Origin of the sequence: Geodermatophilus amargosae, from assembly GCF_900116515.1 — a bacterium.
In the GTDB taxonomy this organism is placed as follows: Bacteria; Actinomycetota; Actinomycetes; order Mycobacteriales; family Geodermatophilaceae; genus Geodermatophilus; species Geodermatophilus amargosae.
In genome coordinates this window covers 1-20744 of sequence record NZ_FPBA01000043.1, presented here as the reverse complement: position 1 = coordinate 20744, position 20744 = coordinate 1, and the positions used below count along the sequence as shown (strand labels likewise).

The window sequence follows — 20744 nt, the reverse complement described above, 5'->3', positions numbered from 1 at the left end:
CCGCGGCGTGCAGTACCTGGCCATCCGCTACACCGAACGCCTCGACGCCGCCGGCGCCCTGCGCTCGGTGGGCAGCAAGGGCGACTCCTACGACAACGCCGCCGCCGAATCCCTCATCGGCCTCTACAAGACCGAACTCATCCGCCGCCGCGGCCCCTGGCGCGGCCTCGACGACGTCGAACTGGCCACCCTGGAGTACGTCGACTGGTTCAACCACCGACGGCTGCACGGCGCCTGCGGCGACATCCCACCGGTCGAGTTCGAGGACAGCTACTACCGTTCGATCGCCGGCCTCACCGAGGACTCCTCAGCAGAACCGAGCCTCCACTGAACCAGGGGCGGTTCAGCTTGCCGGTCCTGGCCTTTGAGCCGGCACACGTCGGCGCGGACGCCAGCTGGCGGTCCTGGGCAGGAATGAGGTAGCCGCACACGGGGCAGTAGAAGCCGAACAGCTCACCCGGTCGGTGGGGTGTGGTCACGGCTGGATCACCGTCCCGCTGGCACGGCTCGGTGTTGGGCAGGCCGCTGCGGGACGTGGCCGGCTCCAGCGGTACCGACTTCGGGTGCCGCCAGGCCGGCCAAGGCACGGGCAGGTGCCGCGAGAGGGGTTCATCCAGCGGTACCTGAGCGCACGTACATGTCAGTGAGCAGCACGCCGGTGAGCACCGTGGTGATCGATCCTCACGGAAGAGCCAGGGGCGCTGCACCGAGCGCGGTCACTTTGAGCACGTCGCGGCGCGTGAATGCGCGGTCTGCCATGAACCGGTCCTGACTGTGTCGCCCATCACAACTGGCCCGCATCCTGCCCGACCACTCCCGGTAATCGTCGACCGGTGCCGGACCAGGCGGCCCGGGCGGCTCGCAGGACGACCCTCCATCCGCGTCGGTGCGGCCAGGTCCGGTGCTCGTGACCGTGGGCACGGGACTATGGACGCGCGTCCAGCCCGGCCGCTGAGCAGGACACCAGGCTGCTCAGCGATCGCATTGCCCTTGCACGGAGGCAGAAGCCAGCATGCCCAGCATGAGCACCGAGCTGGGCGCCCAGGACGGGGCGGTGCCGCCCGACGCGACTGCCGACTCCCCCGGCAACGCTGATGGTTCCCCGTCGGCGCTTCCCGGGAAGATCTACGAGCAAGCCACCGCCCGCCTTGCGGTCATCATAGGCGAGTGGCAGCAGGCGCGCGATGCCCTCCTCCGCGGATAGCCGGCGAGGACGACTCGACGGCATTCTTTCCCGACTACACTGGCACCCGCCGCGTCGGTTTCAGAGTGACCGCTCAGCGCCACCACTGAGCGCTATGGCAGTGCTGGCGCGGGCTCATTCAAGGGGAAGGGCCTACGTGCCCGTCCTGAACGAGTTGACGGCGATTCAAGCCGACGCCATCCGTGCCACGGCGGCGGTACACGACCGTGACTCTGACGAGCTGGCGCGTGAGCTCATGCACCTGTTGGCCGTGGCCAAGACACCCGAGGCCATCGACGCTACTCCGGCGATCCCCGCACTCACAACCGACCACGACGACACCGTGCGGATCCTCCTGCCCATGAAGAAACGCCGGTGACCAACGCTGGCAACACTGCCCAGTCTTCCAACCGCGCAGAAGCGCCGCGCGGTGCCCGCCTACGTCAAGATTCCCTTCGGTAAGGCGTCAAGGTTATGACATCGGGCTAAACATCCGCAAACGGCTGGCCCACGTAAACGGCCACGCTGAGATTCAAGCTGGTGCAGCCAAGTTCGGATGCTTCCAGTGCAGGCAGACCGTGACGGTGATGAGCGGCACGGACAGCACCCTGCACCGTGCGTAGGTGCCCTTCCGTACGGGTTAGTTGCCAGCCGCTCGGTATGCCTCGATCACCGCAGCCGGGACGCGTCCGCGGTTGCTGACCTCGTACCCCTTGGCAGCGGCCCACGCGCGCACGGCCTTGGGGTCCACGTCCGCGACAGAACTAGAACCACGGCGACGCCCGCGCACGCCGCCCACCTTGCGGCCTGCCTCAACGTACTTGTCCAGCGCTTTCCGCAGTTCCTCGGCGTTGGCGTCGGTAAGGTCGATCTCGTAGTCCCGACCATCGAGGCCGAAGCTCATGGTTGTGTCCGCGGGTTCATCCGTCAGATCGTCATGCATCGTGACGATGGTCTTGTGGCCATGAAATTCACAGTCCGCGTGTAGTGCGTGTGTGTCAAGCGCGGTCATAAAGTCGCCGCCCGAGTCGCCTGTTGCCCCATGGTGGAGGAGCATGTGTCTCATGGGTGCCAATCCCCAGCAGAGCACAACGCGCAAGGGTGTGACCTACTAGATTACGACGCCGTCGGGATCAGCGACGATGCTGTCGTCGGGTATCTGCAAGATGCCGCCCGGTTGGTAGTGCACGAGCGTCCTATCGTAGAGCAGGTGTCCGCCCCAGGGCCGAGGCAAAGTCGTCAGACGAACACCTGACCTGAACAGATGTCACCGCGAGGAGGCTGCGAGCACGACGCCCAGCGCCGTCATCTCGTCGGCGGACGAACCGCCGGATCGCTCTGACCTGGGCAGGCGGAGAACATCCCAGCTGCAGGTCCGAGCCACAGGGCATCCTGCAAAAGCTGGGCTAGGGCGCCAGTCAGGATCACCGCAGGTCAGGCTCACGCTTCTGACTTTGCCTCGGCCCTGGGGGTGAAGTGACCCCCGTCGGCTGAAGAGTCTCCGGACTCGCCGGAGCGGTTCAGTTCTGCCGCGAGCAGCACGGGGGGCCGCCACCTTGAGTGTGGCCGAGGTAGGCAGCGTCGCAACCAGTGACCGCTCGTAGATCGCCCGGTCCGTCCTGGGCGGCGACGGTGAGGGTGACCTTGGCGGTCATCGAGCCGCGAGTCGGGCGGCCGAGGACCACGGTGTCGAGGATGGCGCGAGGGCGGACGGGGTGAGCTGCCTCTGACACGGACCACCTGCAGCGGCCTGGCGTCTGTATCGTCACTTAACGGTTCGAGCCTGTTCCGCTTTACTGTGGCAAGAGGTAGCGTTCAGCCCTTATAGCGCGCAAGCCGCGCTCAACCACGGGGGATCGTCATGGCTCTTCCTGCCCACCTGCCGCTAGTCAAGATCGTCCTGGGGGCGACCGACGAGCGGACCCGCCAGCTGGTGCGGCTCGTGGACGGGGAGCCACCGCGACTGCAGGCCAGCTCAGTACCCAACAACCACACGGCCCGCCGGCTCGTGCTTGGCCAGGCCCGGGACCCTGGCCCCGACCCACGCTTCGCTCACCGACGCGAAGACCTGGCGCGCCTGGCTTCGACGAGCATTGGATGAGCTGCACCGATACGGGTGAGCAGCGATTGCTTTACACCGATGAGGATGCCACTTCGGTGGTTATTTCCGTTCTAGGGCTTCAATTAGAGAACCTTCAGGATGAGGACGTCAGCGCAGCCTTGACGCCCATCCTGAGCTGGGGTGACCGGTGACCACGAGCGATATCACGACCAATCCTGTGCATACCGACACTGGACCGGAGCCGGGCCTGGCTACCGGTTTGGCGGTCTATGCCGGGGGCCCGGCACCGCGGCGGCGAACCCTTTGGGACATTCTCGAGGAGACCGCTGCAAGCTTTCCCCGGGCCCCAGCCATCGACGACGGTCGATCAATTCTCGACTACTCCGAGCTGCTCGAGGAGGTCGGGCACCTGCGCGCCCGGCTCGAGTCCGCGAAAGTGGGACAGGGTGATCGGGTCGGCGTCCGTGTTGCGTCCGGCACCGCGGACCTCTATGTGGCCATTCTCGCCGTGCTGTCCGTGGGCGCGGCTTACGTCCCCGTTGACATGGACGACCCGGATGACCGCGTGGAGCTGGTGTTTTCCGAAGCGGCGGTGTGCGCGGTCATCGGCGGCGGTCGCGAAGTGACCCCACGGTTGGGACGACCGACCGGCGCGGGAGCGGGACGACCCCGACCGGAGGATGACGCCTGGGTCATTTTTACTTCGGGTACGACCGGCAAGCCTAAGGGTGTGGCCGTGACCCATCGGAACGCGGCGGCGTTCGTCGACGCGGAGGCAAATCTGTTTCTGCGGGCCGATCCGCTCGGTCCCGGTGACCGGGTGCTCGCCGGGCTGTCGGTGGCCTTCGACGCCTCCTGCGAGGAGATGTGGCTGGCCTGGCGCTCGGGCGCCTGCTTGGTGCCGGCACCTCGCGCGCTCATGAAGACCGGCCCCGAGTTGTGCACGTGGCTGCTGCAACGCCGAATCTCCGTGGTGTCCACGGTGCCGACCCTGGCGTCGATGTGGCCAGCTGACGCACTCGGGGGCATCCGGCTGCTAATCCTGGGAGGCGAGGCCTGCCCGGCCGAACTTGCCACCCGGCTCGTCCGGTCCGGTGCGGAGGTGTGGAACACCTACGGCCCGACCGAGGCGACAGTCGTCTCGTCGGCGGCGCGGTTGGCCGCCTCAGGGCCGGTGCGTATCGGCCTGCCACTGGACGGGTGGCAGCTGGCGGTCCTCGATTCATGCAGTGGCGAGCCGGTCTCCTGGGGGGAGGTCGGCGAACTCGTCATCGGTGGCGTGGGCATGGCGCGCTACCTAGACGCGAAGAAGGACAACGTGAAGTTCCCGCCCGTCCCAGCGCTGGGTTGGAACCGAGGCTATCGCAGTGGTGACCTTGTCCGGGCCGACCGGCAGGGGCTCGTCTACATCGGTCGCGTGGACAGCCAGGTGAAGATTCGGGGCTACCGTATCGAGCCGAGCGAGATCGAATCGGTGCTGATGGAGTTCCCCGGCGTCGCTCAAGCGGCCGTGGGCACCCATGAGCCGCGGCCGGGAATCCTGGAGCTCGTTGGCTACTACAGCCTGCGCCCCGGCACCAAGGCCCTGGATCAGCAGGGCGTCCGGGACCAATTGCGCAGGCGGCTGCCCGCACACATGGTGCCAGTCCACCTGGAGCAGCTCGCGGAGATCCCCACGCTCGGCAGCGGCAAGGTCGACCGCAAACGCCTCCCGGCGCCTAGCAGGAAGTGGCAAGCCAGCCCGACACGGCCCGGCGCCGACCCGGCAGATGCCACCGAGCGGGCGCTCGCCGATGCGTTGGCAGGGGTGCTCGGCGTGGAGCGGGTTCCAGTCGACAGCCACTTCTTCGACGACCTGGGAGCCAACTCGTTGTCGATCGCGCACTTCTGCGCGCGCGCCCGGGAGACGGCCGAACTGCCGCCGGTCTCGGCGAAGGACGTCTACCTCCACCCAACCGTCCGCGGTCTAGCCGCGACCCTATCGAACGCGGCGCCCCCCGTCGTTGAGGCCACCCAGGCTGGCCCCGAGGTCGAGCAGCCGTCGCGTACGGCGCGGTACGTGCTGTGTGGCGTGTTGCAGCTGCTGGTCTTTCTCACCCAGATCCTCTTCGTGGCGGCGTTCGTGGACTTCGGCTTCCGGTGGCTCTCCCCCGCCACCGGGCTGACCGACGCCTATCTGCGGACAGTGGCCTTCGATGTCGTGGCGTTCACTCTCCTCTGCGGTCTGCCGGTCGCGGCGAAGTGGACCTTGGTCGGCCGGTGGCGGCAGCAGGACATTCCTATCTGGAGCCTGGCCTACGTCCGCTTCTGGTTGGTCAAGACGCTCATTCGGACCAGTCCCCTGGCCCTGTTCACCGGCTCTCCCCTTTACGTGCTGTACCTGAGGGCGCTGGGGGCAAGGATCGGCCGGCGGGTGGTGATCCTGTCCAGGACCGTCCCGGTGTGCACCGACCTGCTCAGCATCGGCGACGACACCGTGATCCGCGCGGATGCCTCCTTCACCGGGTACAGCGCTCGGTCCGGCCGCATCCAGACCGGTCCGGTGACCCTGGGTTCGGGCGTCCTCGTCGGGCAGCACGCCGTTTTGGCCCCGGGGGTGACGCTGGGCGACGGCGCCCAGCTAGGCCATGCCTCGGCCCTGTACGGCGGCCAGGCGGTGCCCGCCGGAGAGCGGTGGCACGGTTCCCCGGCCCAGCGCACCGACGTGGATTACCGCCGAGTACAGCCGCTTCCGTGCGGCCCGCTGCGCCCGCTGCTCTTCGGCACCCTGCAGTTGGCCGTCCTGCTCCTGGTGTTCCTGCCGTTCGCCCTCGTCCTCGCGATGCTGTTGTTGAGTTCGTTCCCTGCCCTTGAGGACCTCGGCCGCTCTGGAGGAGCGAGCCTGGCGACCGGAGACTTCTACCGGGACGGGTTGGTGGCCTCCACGGTGCTCTTCTGCGGCGGCATCCTCGCCGGTCTCGCCGTTGCCGTCACGGTCCCCCGCCTAATGAACCAGGCCCTCGTCCCCGGCCGAACCTATGCTCTCTACGGCCTGCATCACTGGTTGCACCGGCTAATCAGACGCCTGACCAACGTGCCCTTCCACCTGCAGCTGACCGGCGACAGCTCCTACGTCGTCCACTATCTGCGGGCGCTGGGGTACCACCTGCCCGACGTCGAGCAGACCGGATCAAACTTCGGTTCCTCCCTCCGGCACGAGACGCCGTACCTGGTGCGCGTCGGGCGGGGCACGCAGGTCTCGGACGCGGTGGCCTTCATCAACGCCGACTACTCGAGCACGTCGTTTCAGCTGGTTCCGGTGTCCATCGGTGCGCGCAGCTTTCTCGGCAACTCGATCGCCTACCCGTCCGATGCGCGAGTCGGCGACAACTGCCTGATCGGGAACAAGACGATGATCCCCCTCGACGGCCCGGTGCGGGAGGGCGTCGGACTGCTGGGCTCCCCGTGCTTCGAAATCCCCCGGAGCGTCGAGCGCGACGGCAAGTTCGAGCACCTGCGGACCGGTGAGGAGTTTCGCCGCAGCCTAGCCGCCAAGAACCGGCACAACCTCGCCACCATGGGCTTGTTCCTGGCCGTGCGGTGGTTCCTCTACTTCGTCCTCACCCTGTTCGCCATGGCGGCCTGGGACCTATACGACCGGTTCGGGCTGCTGTCCGTCGCCGCGGCGACGGCCGCCGCAGGGCTGTTCACGGTGATCTACAACATCGCCGTGGAGCGCCTTCTCGTCGCGCGGCATCGGCTGCACCCGCAGGTGTCTTCCATCTACGAGCCGTACTTCTGGAGGCACGAGCGGTATTGGAAGTTGCAGACGGCCGACCACACGCTTCCGCTGCTCAACGGAACTCCGTTCAAGGGCCTGGCCTGGCGGCTGCTCGGCGTCCGGGGGGGCCGGCGGCTCTTCGACGACGGGTGCGCGATGACCGAGCGGCAGCTGGTGTCGATCGGTGACGACTGCACCCTCAACGCCGGCAGCGTGGTCCAGTGCCACTCCATGGAGGACGGCACCTTCCGATCCGACCACACAACCATCGGCGCACGATGCACCCTAGACGTCGGCGCGTTCGTCCACTACGGCGTAAAAATCGAGGACAACGTGGTGATCGAGACCGACTCCTTCCTGATGAAGGGCTCACAGGTGGCTTGCGGTTCCCGATGGGGTGGGAACCCGGCCAGGGAGACGGCACGCTGAGCGCTACTGGCGTCGTCGAAGCAGGTTGGGCTGGCCCCGGCCGCGTCGGGCGGCCCTGACGTGGCCTCGCTGCCGGACCTCGGTACCGGCGGGAGCCAGCGAATCATCGAGCCGTTGTGATCGACCAGCTCCTCCCGCCGGCAGTCGCCTCGGCCGAGGCCTTCGACGACCTCCCCGGGCAGCCGTTGCCCCCCGAAGAGGAGGCGGTGGTGGCTCGTGCGACACCGCGGCGACGCGCTGAGTTCACCACAGGGCGCTCGCTCGCCCGCCGTGTCCTGGGAGAACTCGGGTGTCCGTCCGTGGCGGTGGCTTCCGGGGAGTGCGGCGTCCCGGTCTGGCCGGCCGAGGTCGTCGGCAGCATCACGCACTGCGACGGGTACCGCGCCGCGGTGGCCGCACGGGCCGCCGAGGTGCCGGTCCTCGGCGTGGACGCAGAGCCCGCCCTGCCGCTGCCCCCCGGCGTGCTGGAGATGGTTGCGCGGCGCGAAGAACAGATTCAGTTGGCTCGGTTGACTGAAGCCGATCCGTCGATTTGCTGGGACCGCTTGCTGTTTTGCACCAAGGAAGCGGTCTACAAGGCCTGGTTTCCGGTCACCCAGAGCTGGTTGGGCTTCGAAGACACTCGCCTGATAATCGGCCGGGACGGTACGTTCCGAGCCACAATCCTTGGGGCGGCGCCCTGGTTGGACACAGTCGGCGTGGCCGGCTTCTCCGGGCGCTGGCTCGTGCGCGACGGCCTGATGATCACGGCCGCCTCGGATTGTCGGTGGACAGATCGGGCAGTCCGCGCAGGTTGCCGCAGCGGCAACAGACGGTATGACGGCGGACGCTGACCGTCCGAGTGTCCCGTGCCGGGTCTGATGGAGGCTCTCAATCCACGTGAGGATGAGAGTCGTGGCGGCACCGAGGAAGTACCCCGACGAACTGCGTGAGCAAGCGACCCGGATAGCGGTGGAGGCCCGGCGGATGGTCTCGGTCACCAGCGCATGGCGCACTGCCCTGGCCGAGGGGCCACGGCCGCCCTAGGCGTAGTACCCGGAGTCGGTGACGTCCAGAACGCGAGTGGCTGCCTCCACGGGCCGGCCCTCGCCGGCCATCACCGCGATGGCCTCGAACCGCCTTTTGGGGGCACCACCTTGCCCAGCAGCTCGCTGGCCCGCCGGTGGATGGCCAGCTCGGCCTCAAGCTCGGCGATCCTGCGCTGGGCGGCACGAAGCTCCGCCCGCTCGGGCGTGGTCAGCCCCGGCTCGAGGCCCCGGTCGATTCGGTCCTGCCGCAGCCAGGAGTAGATCGTCTGCTCGCTGATCTCCAGGTCGAAGGCCACCTCGGACACCTTGCGCCCGGACGCCACCAGGTCCAGCACCTTGCGCCGGAACTCCGGCGGATACCCACGTCGTCCCACAGCCCCTCCTCAAGGGGGTCAGGTGGCACGAACATCCAACAATCGGACTCCACGAAACAAGGGGCGGACCACTTGGTGCTGCCGGGAGGTCCTCGGTGAGGCCGGCGATCGAACGGTAGTAGTTGTCCTCGTACTCGACCGGTGGGATGTCGCCGCAGGCGCCGTGCAGGCGGCGGTGGTTGAACCAGTCGACGTACTCCAGCGTCGCGAGTTCGACGTCGTCGAGGCCGCGCCACGGGCCGCGGCGGCGGATCAGCTCGGTCTTGTAGAGACCGATGAGGGACTCGGCGGCGGCGTTGTCGTAGCTGTCGCCCTTGCTGCCCACCGAGCGCACGGCGCCGGCGGCGTCGAGGCGCTCGGTGTAGCGGATGGCCAGGTATTGGGCGGATTCAAGCGGTCGTCGCACCACCCCGATCTGAAGGGGTGTGTTGATGGGACGACCGGCAGGGTGGATGACGACGAGGACGGGGCGGCCGGCGATGCGATCGCCGGGGCGGCCTCCGGTTCGCCGGGATGTCGAGCGAGCGTTCTGGTCGAAGATCGCCGAGGGCATGGCCAGCGAGGATGCGGCGATCGCGTGTGGTGTGTCAGGACCGGTTGGATCCCGGTGGTTCCGCGAGCGCGGCGGCATGCCCTCGATCCGGCTCGGGCCGTCCTCGGGTAGGTACTTGTCCTTCGCCGAGCGCGAGAAGATCGCGCTGCTGCGGACCCAGAACGTAGGGGTCCGTGAGATCGCTCGGCGTCTGGGGAGGTCGCCGTCAACGATCTCGCGGGAGCTGTGGCACACCGCCGCCACCCGGGGTGGTCGGCTGGAGTATCGGGCCTCGACGGCGCAGTGGAAGGCGGAGTTGATGGCGCGCCGGCCCAAGACGGCCAAGCTGATCGACAACGACCGACTCCGCGACTACGTCGCCGACCGGCTGGCTGGGGTGATCCGTCGCTCGGACGGGACGCCGGCGTCCGGGCCGGTAGCCCCGGAGTGGAAGGGTCGGCACAAGCCGCGCCACCAAGACCGCCGGTGGGCGACCGCATGGAGCCCGGAGCAGATCGCTCACCGGCTGCCAGTCGACTTCCCCGAGGATGAGGCGATGCGGATCTCCCATGAGGCGATCTACCGGGCCCTTTACGTGCAGGGCCGCGGCGCGCTCAAGCGCGAGCTGGTCACCTGCCTGCGTACCGGCCGTGCGCTGCGGGTGCCCCGCGTCCGGGCCCGGCAGCGCGCCCAGGGACACGTCACCCGGGAGGTCATGATCAGTGAACGGCCCGCCGAGGCGGACGACCGTGCCGTGCCGGGGCACTGGGAAGGCGACCTGATCATCGGGACCGACCGGTCGGCGATCGGCACGCTGGTGGAGCGCACGACGAGGTTCACGATGCTGCTGCACCTGCCGCGGATGGCCGGATACGGCATCGAGCCGAGGGCCAAGAATGGTCCCGCGTTGGCCGGCTACGGCGCCGAGGCCATGCGCGACGCCATCACCACGAAGATCGGCACGCTGCCTGACCAGCTACGGCGGTCGCTGACCTGGGACCGCGGCAAGGAACTTGCCCAGCACGCGCAGCTGACGATCGACACCGGCCTGGCCGTGTACTTCGCCGACCCACACAGCCCCTGGCAGCGCGGCACGAACGAGAACACCAACGGCCTGCTGCGCCAGTACTTCCCGAAAGGCACCGATCTCTCGCGGTGGAATAGCGACGACCTCGAGGCCGTCGCCACTGCCCTGAACGGCAGACCACGAAAGACGCTGGCATGGAAGACGCCAGCCGAGGCGCTCGAAGAGCACCTACTCTCGGCAGCACAAGCCGGTGTTGCGACGACCGGTTGAGTCCGAGTTGGGCGCCGCGGTCGGAGTGGTGCACCAGGCCGGTCGCGTCGCGGGCGTCGTGGGCCCGGGTCCACAGGCCCTGCTCGAGCGCGTCGAGGGCCAGGTCGGTGCGTAGCGAGGTGGAGGCGCGCCAGCCGACGATGCAGCGGGAGAACACGTCCATCACGAAGGCGACGTAGACGAACCCGGACCAGGTGGCCACGTAGGTCAGGTCGGCCACCCACAGCCGGTCCGGCGCCGGGGCGCTGAAGGTCCGGTCGACCAGGTCACCGGGGCGGGCGGCCTCCTCGACCGGCACGGTGGTGCGCTTGACCTTGCCGCGGACCGCGCCGGCCAGTCCCAGCTGGCGCATGAGCCGCTCGACCCGGCAGCGGGCGACCGGGATGCCCTCCCGGTTCAGCTGTCGCCAGACCTTGCGGGCGCCGTAGACGCCGTAGTTGGCCTGGTGCACCCGGGCGATCTCCGGCTTCAGCGCCTCGTCCCGCTCCACTCGGGTCGCAACCCGTCCGCGGGCGTCGTAGAAGGTGCTGGGGGGATCGGCGTTCCGTGCTCGCTGAACACGCGGCAGATCGGCTCGACCCCCAGCGCAGCCCGTCGGCCATGCGCCGGTCGGCGTGCTCGGCCACGAACCTCACGAGATCCGGTGTGGCCGGTCGAGCTCGGCCGCGAAGAAACCCGCCGCCGCCTTGAGGATCTCATTGGCCCGGCGCAGCTCTTTGACCTCGGCCTTCAGCCGGCGCAGCTCAGCGGACTCCTCGCTGGTCACCCCGGGCCGGGCGCCGGCGTCGACCTCGGCCCGCCGCACTCACTTCCGGACCGTCTCGGTCGAGCCGATGCCCAGCTTCTCCGCCACCGAGCGCATCGCGTCCCACTCCGAGGCGTGATCCGGGCGGCACTCGGCAACCAGCCGCACCGCCCGCTCCCGCAACTCCGGCGGGTACTGCCCGTGACGTCCTGGCATGACTCCACCCTCCTCAAGGACCATGTCCCTAGTTCCGCGGTGTGTCGCCTCATGAATCATGCGATCGGACCGGGCGCGTCGGAGAAGTGCCGTTGCAGTACTAAGATTTCGTAGACGGTCAGGAGCGCCGCTAAGGCCCGACCCGACATGTTACCCGTCATGAGTCATGAACCTTCAGGTTTCCATGGGTCCTTCCCGCCCTGAGATTGAAAACGGGGAAGGTTGTTTCCACCGTGAGTGCGGAAGGGGGTTCCGTCATCGTCCATTGTGACCTCTCCGGATCTACTGCCGGAGGTCCAGAGCAGGCGTGCGCGCCATTCGCAATTGCATGTGCTTGTTGATACGAAGATCGAGAAGGATTCAACCTCAGTGGAACTCACCTCGTACGGAAAATCAACGGGTTTCTCAGTCCCTGAGTCGTCACCAGTGGCCACGATGGCAGGAGGGTTTCGATCTAAATCAATAGAGATGTAGCGAACCTCGACAACATCGCCGCAAATAGAGTATCCCACAAACCCCCGTATCGGTTCGCTTCTTCCTACAACATCTATTTGGAGATCCTCTAACTTCACAGGATCGTCACTCTTGCCTCTAACTGTTACGTCTATGCGGGTGGCATCTGCGTCAACGCCGCCAAGTTGGGCCGCCCATTTCTCTCGCTCCTCGACGAGGTTGGGCGCCTCTAGCGGAGGAGGTGGGGGTGTGCTCCCCGCGTCTCCAGGGATCACGTAAGTGAAAGGGCAGTCCTTGACCGCCCGCACCGATACGTCGATTGGTGGACTTAGTGTATCCGTTCCCTTATTGATTAGGTTGGCGCCCTGAGTGACGAGGAGAGCCGCTACCGCAGCTGCAAGGCCGGATGATATCCAAGTCCAGGTGCGTTGGTACCATTTCTTCGGCCTGCTCGTTGGATTCTTGCCGTCTCGAGTCGTTTGACTTTGGTCACCCTCTGTCATGACTCCTGACCTCCCCTCCTGGACCAAGGATTGTGCCACCGGCAGGGTTTGTGCGCGGAGGAAGTAGTCCCAGATGGCGGGCAACGTAGGGGTTGCTGTCGGGCGGCAAGGTCGCGTAGGGGTCACAGGGCTTGGTCAAGGCCCGTGGCGTGGTGTGTGACGGCTGCCGCGTGATCTCTGTTCTGGTCAGGCGCTGAGCGCCGGGAGGGTCACCTCCTCGGTAGCGGCGGGGTCGGTGTCCGTGCCGGTTACGGGCCGGATGCGGCAGCGGGCGAGGACGTCGAGGCCGAGGTCGAGGGCGAGGTAGCGGCGGCCTTCGGTCCATTCGTCGTGTTGCTCGGCGAGCACGGCGCCGACCAGGCGGATCAGGGCGTCGCAGTCGGGGAAGATGCCGACCACGTCGGTGCGCCGGCGGATCTCGCGATTGAGCCGCTCGGAGGGGTTGTTGCTCCAGACCTGGCGCCAGACCTCCTTCGGGAAGGCGGTGAAGGCCAGCACGTCGGCCCGGGCCTGCTCGAGGTGCTCGGCCACCCGCGGCAGCTTGTCGGTCAGCGCGTCGAGCACCCGGTCGAACTGGGCGTGCACCGAGGCGGCGTCGGTCTGGTCGTAGACCGAGTGCAGCAGCGCCCGCACCCACGGCCAGCTGCTCTTGGGGCAGACCGCCATCAGGTTCGCGGCGTAGTGCGTTTGGCACCGCTGCCACGCCGCCCCGGGCAGGGTGGCGCCGATCGCGTCGACCAGCCCGCGGTGCGCGTCGGAGGTGACCAGCTGGACTCCGGTCAGCCCGCGGGCGGTCAGGTCCCGGAAGAACGCCAGCCCGCGCCGTCCTCGGCGGAGCTGACCTGCAGGCCGGCTCATGAACAGGGATCTCCCGGTGTCCGTCGGCGTTCACGGCGGTGGCCACCAGGGCGTGCACGTTGACCACCCGCCCACCCTCGCGGACCTTCAGGACGAGGGCATCGGCGGCGACGAAGGTGTAGGGGCCAGCGTCCAGCGGCCGGTGCCGGAAGTCCGCGACCTGGCCGTCGAGCTCCTTGGCCATCTCGCTGACCTGGAACTTCGCAGCCGGGTGATGCCAAGCTCTCGACGAGCTTCTCCATCCGCCGGGTCGAGACGCCGAGCAGGTAGCAGGTGGCGACCACGGTGGTCAGTGCCCGCTCGGTCCGCCGGCGACGCTCGAGCAGCCAGTCCGGAAAGTAGGAGCCGGCGCGCAACCTGGGGATCGCCACCTCCAGGGTGCCGGCGCGGGTGTCGAACTCCCGGCCCCGGTAGCCGTCGCGCACGTTGGTCCGCTCGGGGCTGCGCTCGCCGTAGCCGGCGCCGCAGACCGCGTTGGCCTCGGCCGACATCAGGGTGTTGATGAACGTGGTCAGCATCTACCGCAGCAGATCCGGGCTGGCCTGGGCCAGTTGCTCGTGCAGGAAGTGGGCAGGGTCGATACTGCTCGGTGCAGTCATCGCGTCGAACTCCTGAAGAACTGTGAGAGGTCTCCAGAAGATCACGCGGTGGCCGCCTCGACGTTCAGGGCCCGCTACTCACCGGGGCCGTCGCACACCACCCCGGTGGACGCCACTGGTTGTCGTGGCCCTGACTGCAGGCTTTGCAGGTTCCGATAGCCGGTGTGTGACTAGACCTAGTGCGTGAGGTCGAGCGGTTTGACATGTTGACCCGCCCCCGTAATCCGGCGAGGGTGTCGCCGCAGCACCTGCGCCTTTCCGACCAGCGACAGTTCATAGCCGGTCCGGCAAACGACACCGAAGGTTTGGCGTCCGGCGAGCACCCGTCCTCGGACACCGCGGCACTCCCGCCGGATCTTCGGGAGCTCGTGCGCCGTGCCGTCCGGCGCGGACGGTCCCGGTCATGCACCTGACCGAAGGCTTCCGGTGAGCTCCCGCACCCGCCGCGGCAGCGCCACCTACGCCGCCCTCGCCGCCGCCCCCGCGGTGGCCCGCGCGACCCGGCTGGACCAGGTCGCCGGGTACACCGCCTTCGCCGCGGTGGGCCCGGTTTCACTGGCCGCCTTCGGCGAATTCCTGTGGGCCGCCGACCCTGGACAAGTCCGCCGGCCGCGCCGACAACCCGGCGCGGGTGGCTGCCGCGGCGTCCTACGGCTGGGCGGAGTTTTGGGTGCTCCTCGGCCTCGCCGCAGCGGCGGCGGTGTTGCTGGCTGTCCTGGCACTGGCGCTGAACCGCATCGCACGGCAGGTCGAGCGCGGGGTGAACCCGGAGAAGCGCGCGTGGCCGACCACCTCCTGACCACCGACCAGCTGTACGTCGATCCGGAGATGCTCCCGATGATCCTCGCCCGGCGAGCGACGCTTCCGGTCACCGCCGCCGGTGCCCCCAGGACGGCTCGGATGAGCCCGCGGATCACGCCATCTCAGTCCGCACACAGTCCGCAGAAAGTCCGCAACTCAGCCAGTATCGGTCGTCGTCAGCCAACAACGCCCAACCGTGAAACCGCAGGTCATGCCCAGTTTTCATCGACCACCACACGCAGCCGTGCATCCTGGGTCAGTTCTGGGTCAACGAGCCCGGCCGGGTGTTCGTGGCCCGCCGCGGCCGCAGCGAGCTGACCACGACGATCCTCGGCGCCGGGGAGCTGGCCGACCTGGTCGAGCGGATGCTGCGCAGCTCGGGACGGCGGATCGACATGAGCCAGCCCTTCGTCGACGCGATGCTGCCCGACGGCTCGCGGCTGCACGTCGTCATCCCCGACATGATTTCGGGGTCCTCCCTGACCAGCACCTAAGAGCTTGTCTCACGTGGCTAGCTTCTTGTAGCAGGTCAGTGCGGCAGCCAGGGTGAGGAATGCGGTGAACAGCCGGGCGCAGCGTTCGTACCGCAGGGTGAGCCGGCGATAGCCGGTCAGCCAGGCGAAGGAGCGTTCGACGACCCAACGGTGTCGGCCCAGCCGGGTGGAGGTCTCCACGCCGCGACGGGCGATGCGCGGAGTGAGGCGCGGAGTGATGCGGCGCCGGCGCAGCCGGGCCCGTAGGTGCGGGTAGTCGTAGCCCTTGTCGGCGTGCAGCTTGGCCGGCCGACGCCGGCGCGGTCCGCGGCGCGAGCGGATGGCGGGGATGGCCTGCACCAGCGGGATGAGCGCGAGGCTGTCATGGGTGTTGGCCGCCGAGGTCGCCACCGCCAGCGGCAGGCCGCCTGCGTCGGTGAGCACGTGCAGCTTCGAGCCGGGCTTGCCGCGGTCGACCGGATTCGGGCCGGTCAGCGGGCCCCCCTTTTCGCCCGCACGCTGGCCGCATCGACCACCGCACGGGACCAGTCAATCGCCCCCCGCTCGCCGAGGCGGTCGAGCACCGCCCGGTGCAGCCGCCGCCACAGCCCCGCCTGGGTCCAGGCCACGAATCGGCAGTGCGCGGTCGCCTTCGATACTCCGAACTCCGCCGGCAGGTGCCGCCAGGCACACCCGGTGGTCAGCACGTAGACGATCGCGGTGAACACCGCCCGGTCATCGACATGCCGGGTGCCGCCACCCTGCGGGCGCTCTCGATGAGCTGGCAGCAGCGGCTCGACGATCTCCCACAGCCCGTCGGGCACCAGCGTCTGACCCATCCGTTCCCCCACGAGCGGGGGCAACGTCGGCCAGGTCAGCGCTCATCCACGTGAGACAAGCTCTTAATACGGGTTAGTTGCCAGCCGCTCGGTATGCCTCGATCACCGCAGCCGGGACGCGTCCGCGGTTGCTGACCTCGTACCCCTTGGCAGCGGCCCACGCGCGCACGGCCTTGGGGTCCACGTCCGCGACAGAACTAGAACCACGGCGACGCCCGCGCACGCCGCCCACCTTGCGGCCTGCCTCAACGTACTTGTCCAGCGCTTTCCGCAGTTCCTCGGCGTTGGCGTCGGTAAGGTCGATCTCGTAGTCCCGACCATCGAGGCCGAAGCTCATGGTTGTGTCCGCGGGTTCATCCGTCAGGTCGTCATGCATCGTGACGACGGTCTTTGTGGCCATGAGACGCACAGTCCGGGTGTAGTGCGTGTGTGTCAAGCGCGGTCAGGAAGCCGTCACCTTCGGGTGGGGTAGGGCTACCTGGGATCTTTGAGTCCTGCGACCGCTCCTCCACCCTTCCTGTACGACTTCCAGCCCATCTTGAGCCGGAATAGAACTTCCCGACCGAATCGCTCAGGAGACCTCGTGAGACGACGAGGAGGTATCGGCGCGGAAAGTTCTCGTTGTGAACACCAGTCCCGATGCCCACATGGTGGCGCCTCGACCTGCGAGCTGGTCAATGGTTAGCTAGTACTGCAACGGCACATCGCTGAAGGTCCGGTTGATAGCACAGATCGCCGGGGCGACATGCTGCTAGGAACGTCATGACACACAGAGAAGGTATAAGTTCACCGCCGCCTGCCCACGAAGTGCCATTGCAGTCTCAACCGCCACCTTCAACCGAAGCCGCGGGGCGCAGGAAACTCATCGGAGATGACCCCGGTGGCCCGAAGGTGATGGCGTCTCGCACCAGCATGTTCCGCCCTTGTCCCTTCGCTGGCGCCGAGCCAGCGGTGCCGACACCTTTGGTGCGCGAACGCGGCCTGGTGCACTGCTTGTACCGAGAGGTTAGTCTTGTACCGAGAGGTCAGTGCGCGGAGCCGTCCGCCCAAAGCGAGCATTCGCGTTACCGCAACCTGCCGGCAAGGTGTGAGGAGAACGGCTCGCGTAGATTGCACACAATGTGGCCATAGCGGTGTTCGCGGTCCGCTGTTCTGGTGACGCTCGCGTCGGTGGTGGTCGTGACCGGCACCGTCATGGTCGACCCGGGGGGCGCAGATCGATCCCGCCCAGCAAGCGCTGGGCGTGGTGCGAGACCTGTCCCGCGCCGACTTCGGCGCCTGCGGCGTGGATCTCACCACCGCCGGCGAGCTGCGTGCACCCACCTGCTGACCCCGTGAACTGCCCTGCAGGCGTCGCGGGCTCGTCCCCGAGGCGGTGCAAGACCAGCGACGCTTCGGGTGCTTCCATGGTCTGCCCTGAATGCTGCACCGCCCCGCGACCACCGGCAGGGGATCGCCACCTCGACCCATACCAGACCCGGGACAACTTCTCCGGATCGTCGGCCCGCGATTTGTCACGGAGCGATAACGCACCTACGGTGTCTGCGTCCGGCCGGTCGTGTCGTCCTCCACCGGAGGAGCCGCGCCGGATGCCGCCGAGTCACGACCACGCGTGGTCGTGAGCCGGGGACCCACCGAACCACTGGGGTGAGTCCCGCTCCCGAGGGAGCGGGTAGGGCGTATCCCCGCCCGAACCCGTCAGCTAACCCGGTAGGCGGCCATGGGAGAACGGAGAGCCACCGCATGGTGCGCCCACGGGCCTTGCTCGCGCCCGCGAACGACCGCAGTCAGGGACATCGCTTCACCGGTCTGCGTATCTAGGTCGGCGCAGCCGCCGCACCCCCTTCCTTCGGCGCCGTAAGGCGTCGAGCCGAACCAGACCGGCCTGATCTGGCCGGCCTGCCGTTCCGTGGGTTCGGCGTGCCCGGCGGTTGATTCCGGCTGCCCACTCAGGCCTCGTGCCGCTGCCCATCCCGCACTGCCGTCACAGGTGGCCGTCCACAGGACGGCGCCTGGCAAACCCCCATCAGGAGTTCCTTCGCCATGCCCAAAAACGCTCAGAACCCCACCGCGTCTGAGTCCTACGAGGCCAGGATCGGCAAGATCGCCGGCCGGTCGCGATCCGGCCGAGACGTCGACGAGGCCGCCTCGCAGCCCGCGGCGCTCGCCCGGCTTCCCCGATCTCGAGGAGGCGTCCGCTGCCGGACGCTGCACAGGGCCGCCGCCATCGGCGCGTTCTCCATCGCCTTTGCGTTCGCCGGGCCGTCCCTCGCCCAGGCGGACAGCGGTCACTGGAGCGGCCATTCGGCCAGCGCGCAACAGTGGAACGACCGATCCGAGCGCGACTGGTCCGGCGACGAGCAGCGCTGGTCCGGTGACCACCGGGACCGGTGGGATGACCACTCCGACCAGTGGTCAAGGGCCGAGGAGAAGAACGAGGCACAGGCCCCGGCGCCCGCGCCCGCCCCGGCGCCCGCCCCCGCCCCCGCCGCGGCTCCGGAGCCAGCCCCCGCCGCGGCTCCCGCGCCCGTCCCCGCGCCCGTCCCCGCTCCTGCGCCCGCCCCTGCTCCCGCTCTAGCGGTGGCTCCCGCGGCTCAGCCTGGGACCGGGCAGTCCCACAAGGACTACGCCCTGTCCCAGCTGGGTGGGGACGCCACCCAGTTCTCCTGCCTGGAGCAGCTGTGGCAGAAGGAGAGCGGCTGGAACCCCAACGCGCAGAACCCCACCAGCACCGCCTACGGCATCGCCCAGTTCCTCGACTCCACATGGGCGAGCACCGGCATCGCTAAGACCTCAGATCCGCACCGGCAGATCGACGCCGGGCTGATCTACATCGAGAACCGCTACGGCAACCCTTGCGCGGCCTGGGCGCACTCGCAGGCCAACAACTGGTACTGAGCCCGTCTGGCGGCTGACCGCCGCTGCCGACGCCGGTCAGCCAGAGCACTGCACGCCGATGGCCCTCTCCCGAGTCGGGGAGAGGGCCATCGGCCTAGTAATCATCAAGGTGGGTGGAACGAGAAGGGCCCGAGGTCAAGCCTGGTGCTGGCGAAGAAGCCAGTAGAGAGCCCGGGACGCTACAGCATTCGCTGAAGTCGGGTCTTCATCAGGGCGGTCAGCTCGGTGAGGTTGTGCTTGGTCAGGTTGGCCAGTGACCGCTTCTATGCGACCACAGCGGTTTCACCAGATTGAGCTCGTGGCCACAGGCGGCAGCCGGTAGATCGTCAGCCAAAAGTGGGGCGGCGATGAGCTCGACCAGTGCCTAACTGACGTGGATATTCAGGTTGTCTGACGCCAGCACGATCGGGCCGCCGAGTTGCTGGTGGGCGGCATCGAGCATCCGGGCGTAATCGGTCCCGGTCAAGCCCTTACGCCCACCGCGGCACCGGCGATCGGCGTGGCAGCGCTTGCCGAGCCGGTGTGCGTTCAGACGTAGCGTGTCAGGAGCACGAGCGTGAGAGCTGGGAAGCCGACCATAACTGTTCGCATCCTTCTCACATCCGACGGACGCTCAGTCGACGCCGTTGGTGTATGTCTCGGCTTACTCCTCGCTTCGGCCACACTGAGCCATTCCCAGTAACGGTCTCCACGGCGTGTTGATCATGTCGTGCGGTCGTGCATGTGGTGGAGCAGGACCAGAGCGGCGGCGGTGATGGCGCCGATGCGCCAGGGGCAGAGACTGACCCGGCGCAGCGCCTTGAAGCTGGTCTTGAGCAGGGAGTTGCCGCGTTCGGCGGGAGCCCGGACCGCGGCGTGCAGCAGGTTGACGCAGCGCTCGTCCGCAGTCAGCCGGCGCTCGGCGGAGTGCTTGATCGGGGTGGTCAGCGCCTCCCGCTCGCCTTCGTAGCCCAGGTCGGCCAGGGCGGCGTGCTCGGCGTCGGTCCACTCGGCCAGCAGCGGTAACGCCTCGGGATGGGTGCGTAGCGCGGTGGTGTCGTGCTCGCGGCCGGGCCGCACCGGCGAGGTCCAGATCGGCCAGCCGTCGGGCGCGGCGATGACCTGCACGTTGCCGCCGTGGGCGGCGTGCTTGCCCGACCACCACAGATCCACCTGGCGGCCGGATCGGTCGGTCCGGGCGGTCGGGCCGGGAACGTGGCAACGGTCGGTGCGGATAAGCGTGCCGTCCACGGTGACATGCGCATACCCGGCGGCGCGGGCGGCCAGCAGCGCTCCGCGCAGCCCGGGTGCGCGCTCGGCGAGCACGTCGATGCCTTCGTGCAGGTAGCGGTAGGCCGTCGAGCGGCCGATGGCGTTGTCGGCGGCCAGCTGCGCCAGCCGGGTGCCGTCGAGCAACCAGCGCAGCACCAGCACCGCCTGCCGGTAGCAGCCCAGCGCTCGGCGCTTGGGCCGGGTGCGACGTCGGCGCCGGTCGGCGGCCAGCAGCGCCGACACGAACTGCACGGTGTCCTCATCGACCGGGAGCACGGCGGTGTAGATGACAGGATCAGACACAGCAGGACCTCGGGTGAGGAAGACGATCTGTGAGAGGACGTCCCTCCTACCGAGGTCCTGCGTCGTCTCCGGTCATCTGGCCGCCGTCGGCGTGTCGCTTCTGACCTGCGGATCACCCGCTACCGGGAAAGGCTCACTGT

At 68.2% G+C, this 20744-nt stretch carries 18 protein-coding genes, 3 pseudogenes and 1 riboswitch; of the genes and pseudogenes, 10 read left to right on the top strand and 11 right to left on the bottom strand.

Annotated elements, in window-relative coordinates; all coding sequences use genetic code 11:
• The 3 genes from BM414_RS27320 to BM414_RS27310 all read left to right on the top strand — a co-directional run.
• The coding region (locus BM414_RS27320) for an integrase core domain-containing protein (protein WP_139246061.1) at nt 1-331 on the top strand (331 nt) is incomplete at its 5' end.
• A gap of 690 nt (nt 332-1021) precedes the next feature.
• Nucleotides 1022-1204 (top strand): hypothetical protein, encoded by a 183-nt coding sequence (locus tag BM414_RS27315; protein ID WP_139246093.1) that lies wholly within the window; start codon nt 1022-1024, stop codon nt 1202-1204.
• A 136-nt stretch (nt 1205-1340) separates the two neighbouring features.
• On the top strand, nt 1341-1562 hold the full coding sequence (locus BM414_RS27310; protein WP_093585010.1) for a hypothetical protein: 222 nt from the start codon (nt 1341-1343) through the stop codon (nt 1560-1562).
• Between the two features lie 261 nt (nt 1563-1823).
• Here BM414_RS27310 and BM414_RS27305 read toward each other — a convergent pair whose 3' ends face one another.
• Nucleotides 1824-2195 carry a histone-like nucleoid-structuring protein Lsr2 gene (locus BM414_RS27305; protein WP_093585019.1) on the bottom strand — a complete coding sequence of 124 codons (372 nt, stop codon included), beginning with the start codon at nt 2193-2195 and terminating at the stop codon, nt 1824-1826.
• Between the two features lie 1085 nt (nt 2196-3280).
• Between BM414_RS27305 and BM414_RS29890 the strand changes: the two genes are divergently transcribed.
• From BM414_RS29890 to BM414_RS27295, 3 genes are all read left to right on the top strand, one after another.
• Complete coding sequence (locus BM414_RS29890; protein WP_175551871.1) at nt 3281-3436, top strand: hypothetical protein; 156 nt, start codon at nt 3281-3283, stop codon at nt 3434-3436.
• Entirely contained in the window at nt 3433-7434 is a 4002-nt protein-coding gene (locus BM414_RS27300) for a Pls/PosA family non-ribosomal peptide synthetase (protein WP_093585007.1), read from the top strand. Before BM414_RS29890 ends, BM414_RS27300 begins: the two co-directional genes overlap by 4 nt.
• A gap of 116 nt (nt 7435-7550) precedes the next feature.
• Nucleotides 7551-8267, top strand: a complete 717-nt coding sequence (locus BM414_RS27295; protein ID WP_093585004.1) for a 4'-phosphopantetheinyl transferase family protein — start codon at nt 7551-7553, stop codon at nt 8265-8267.
• Between the two features lie 263 nt (nt 8268-8530).
• Here the strand turns inward: BM414_RS27295 and BM414_RS27290 are convergent, their stop codons facing one another.
• Nucleotides 8531-8836, bottom strand: a complete 306-nt coding sequence (locus tag BM414_RS27290; RefSeq protein ID WP_093585002.1) for a transposase — start codon at nt 8834-8836, stop codon at nt 8531-8533.
• 115 nt (nt 8837-8951) lie between these two features.
• Nucleotides 8952-9221 (bottom strand): annotated as a pseudogene (locus BM414_RS27285) (integrase core domain-containing protein); the annotation flags it as partial.
• Nucleotides 9222-9288: 67 nt separating this feature from the next.
• On the opposite strand from BM414_RS27285, the gene BM414_RS27280 reads away from it, so the two are divergent.
• Entirely contained in the window at nt 9289-10665 is a 1377-nt protein-coding gene (locus BM414_RS27280) for an IS30 family transposase (RefSeq protein ID WP_175551870.1), read from the top strand.
• Nucleotides 10666-10678: 13 nt separating this feature from the next.
• Here BM414_RS27280 and BM414_RS28875 read toward each other — a convergent pair.
• The 5 genes and pseudogenes from BM414_RS28875 to BM414_RS27265 all read right to left on the bottom strand — a co-directional run.
• A pseudogene (locus BM414_RS28875) lies at nt 10679-11233 on the bottom strand (IS3 family transposase); the annotation flags it as partial.
• A 63-nt stretch (nt 11234-11296) separates the two neighbouring features.
• Nucleotides 11297-11470, bottom strand: a complete 174-nt coding sequence (locus BM414_RS29885) for a hypothetical protein (RefSeq protein WP_175551869.1) — start codon at nt 11468-11470, stop codon at nt 11297-11299.
• Complete coding sequence (locus BM414_RS29880) at nt 11471-11626, bottom strand: hypothetical protein (RefSeq protein ID WP_175551868.1); 156 nt, start codon at nt 11624-11626, stop codon at nt 11471-11473.
• A gap of 164 nt (nt 11627-11790) precedes the next feature.
• Entirely contained in the window at nt 11791-12582 is a 792-nt protein-coding gene (locus tag BM414_RS28870) for a hypothetical protein (protein ID WP_139246092.1), read from the bottom strand.
• A 186-nt stretch (nt 12583-12768) separates the two neighbouring features.
• A pseudogene (locus BM414_RS27265) lies at nt 12769-14039 on the bottom strand (IS256 family transposase).
• Between the two features lie 670 nt (nt 14040-14709).
• Between BM414_RS27265 and BM414_RS31580 the strand changes: the two are divergent.
• Nucleotides 14710-14838: a hypothetical protein gene (locus BM414_RS31580; RefSeq protein WP_281246802.1), complete on the top strand. Its 129-nt coding sequence runs from the start codon at nt 14710-14712 to the stop codon at nt 14836-14838.
• Nucleotides 14839-15124: 286 nt separating this feature from the next.
• The gene (locus BM414_RS27260) at nt 15125-15334 is read left to right on the top strand and encodes a hypothetical protein (RefSeq protein WP_245785029.1); all 210 of its coding nucleotides are present in this window, start codon (nt 15125-15127) and stop codon (nt 15332-15334) included.
• Nucleotides 15335-15343: 9 nt separating this feature from the next.
• On the opposite strand, the gene BM414_RS27255 is transcribed toward BM414_RS27260, so the two are convergent.
• A protein-coding gene (locus BM414_RS27255; protein WP_175551867.1) for an IS5 family transposase occupies nt 15344-16152 on the bottom strand; the annotation gives its coding sequence in 2 pieces (ribosomal slippage) (nt 15344-15822 and nt 15822-16152; 810 coding nt in all).
• A 73-nt stretch (nt 16153-16225) separates the two neighbouring features.
• Entirely contained in the window at nt 16226-16552 is a 327-nt protein-coding gene (locus tag BM414_RS27250; RefSeq protein WP_093584994.1) for a histone-like nucleoid-structuring protein Lsr2, read from the bottom strand.
• Nucleotides 16553-17735: 1183 nt separating this feature from the next.
• Nucleotides 17736-17884: riboswitch (cyclic di-AMP (ydaO/yuaA leader) on the top strand.
• 311 nt (nt 17885-18195) lie between these two features.
• On the opposite strand from BM414_RS27250, the gene BM414_RS27245 reads away from it, so the two are divergent.
• Entirely contained in the window at nt 18196-19050 is an 855-nt protein-coding gene (locus BM414_RS27245) for an aggregation-promoting factor C-terminal-like domain-containing protein (protein ID WP_093584991.1), read from the top strand.
• A 702-nt stretch (nt 19051-19752) separates the two neighbouring features.
• Here the strand turns inward: BM414_RS27245 and BM414_RS27240 are convergent.
• Complete coding sequence (locus BM414_RS27240) at nt 19753-20577, bottom strand: transposase family protein (protein WP_175551767.1); 825 nt, start codon at nt 20575-20577, stop codon at nt 19753-19755.
• Nucleotides 20578-20744: the final 167 nt, after the last annotated feature.

Coding starts and splice junctions, on each gene's coding strand:
- BM414_RS29890 (WP_175551871.1), top strand. CDS start 3,281: ATGAGCTGCACCGATACGGGTGAGCAGCGATTGCTTTACACCGATGAG.
- BM414_RS28870 (WP_139246092.1), bottom strand. CDS start 12,582: ATGACAGAGGGTGACCAAAGTCAAACGACTCGAGACGGCAAGAATCCA.
- BM414_RS27280 (WP_175551870.1), top strand. CDS start 9,289: ATGACGACGAGGACGGGGCGGCCGGCGATGCGATCGCCGGGGCGGCCT.
- BM414_RS29880 (WP_175551868.1), bottom strand. CDS start 11,626: ATGCCAGGACGTCACGGGCAGTACCCGCCGGAGTTGCGGGAGCGGGCG.
- BM414_RS27305 (WP_093585019.1), bottom strand. CDS start 2,195: ATGACCGCGCTTGACACACACGCACTACACGCGGACTGTGAATTTCAT.
- BM414_RS27315 (WP_139246093.1), top strand. CDS start 1,022: ATGAGCACCGAGCTGGGCGCCCAGGACGGGGCGGTGCCGCCCGACGCG.
- BM414_RS27245 (WP_093584991.1), top strand. CDS start 18,196: ATGCCCAAAAACGCTCAGAACCCCACCGCGTCTGAGTCCTACGAGGCC.
- BM414_RS27250 (WP_093584994.1), bottom strand. CDS start 16,552: ATGGCCACAAAGACCGTCGTCACGATGCATGACGACCTGACGGATGAA.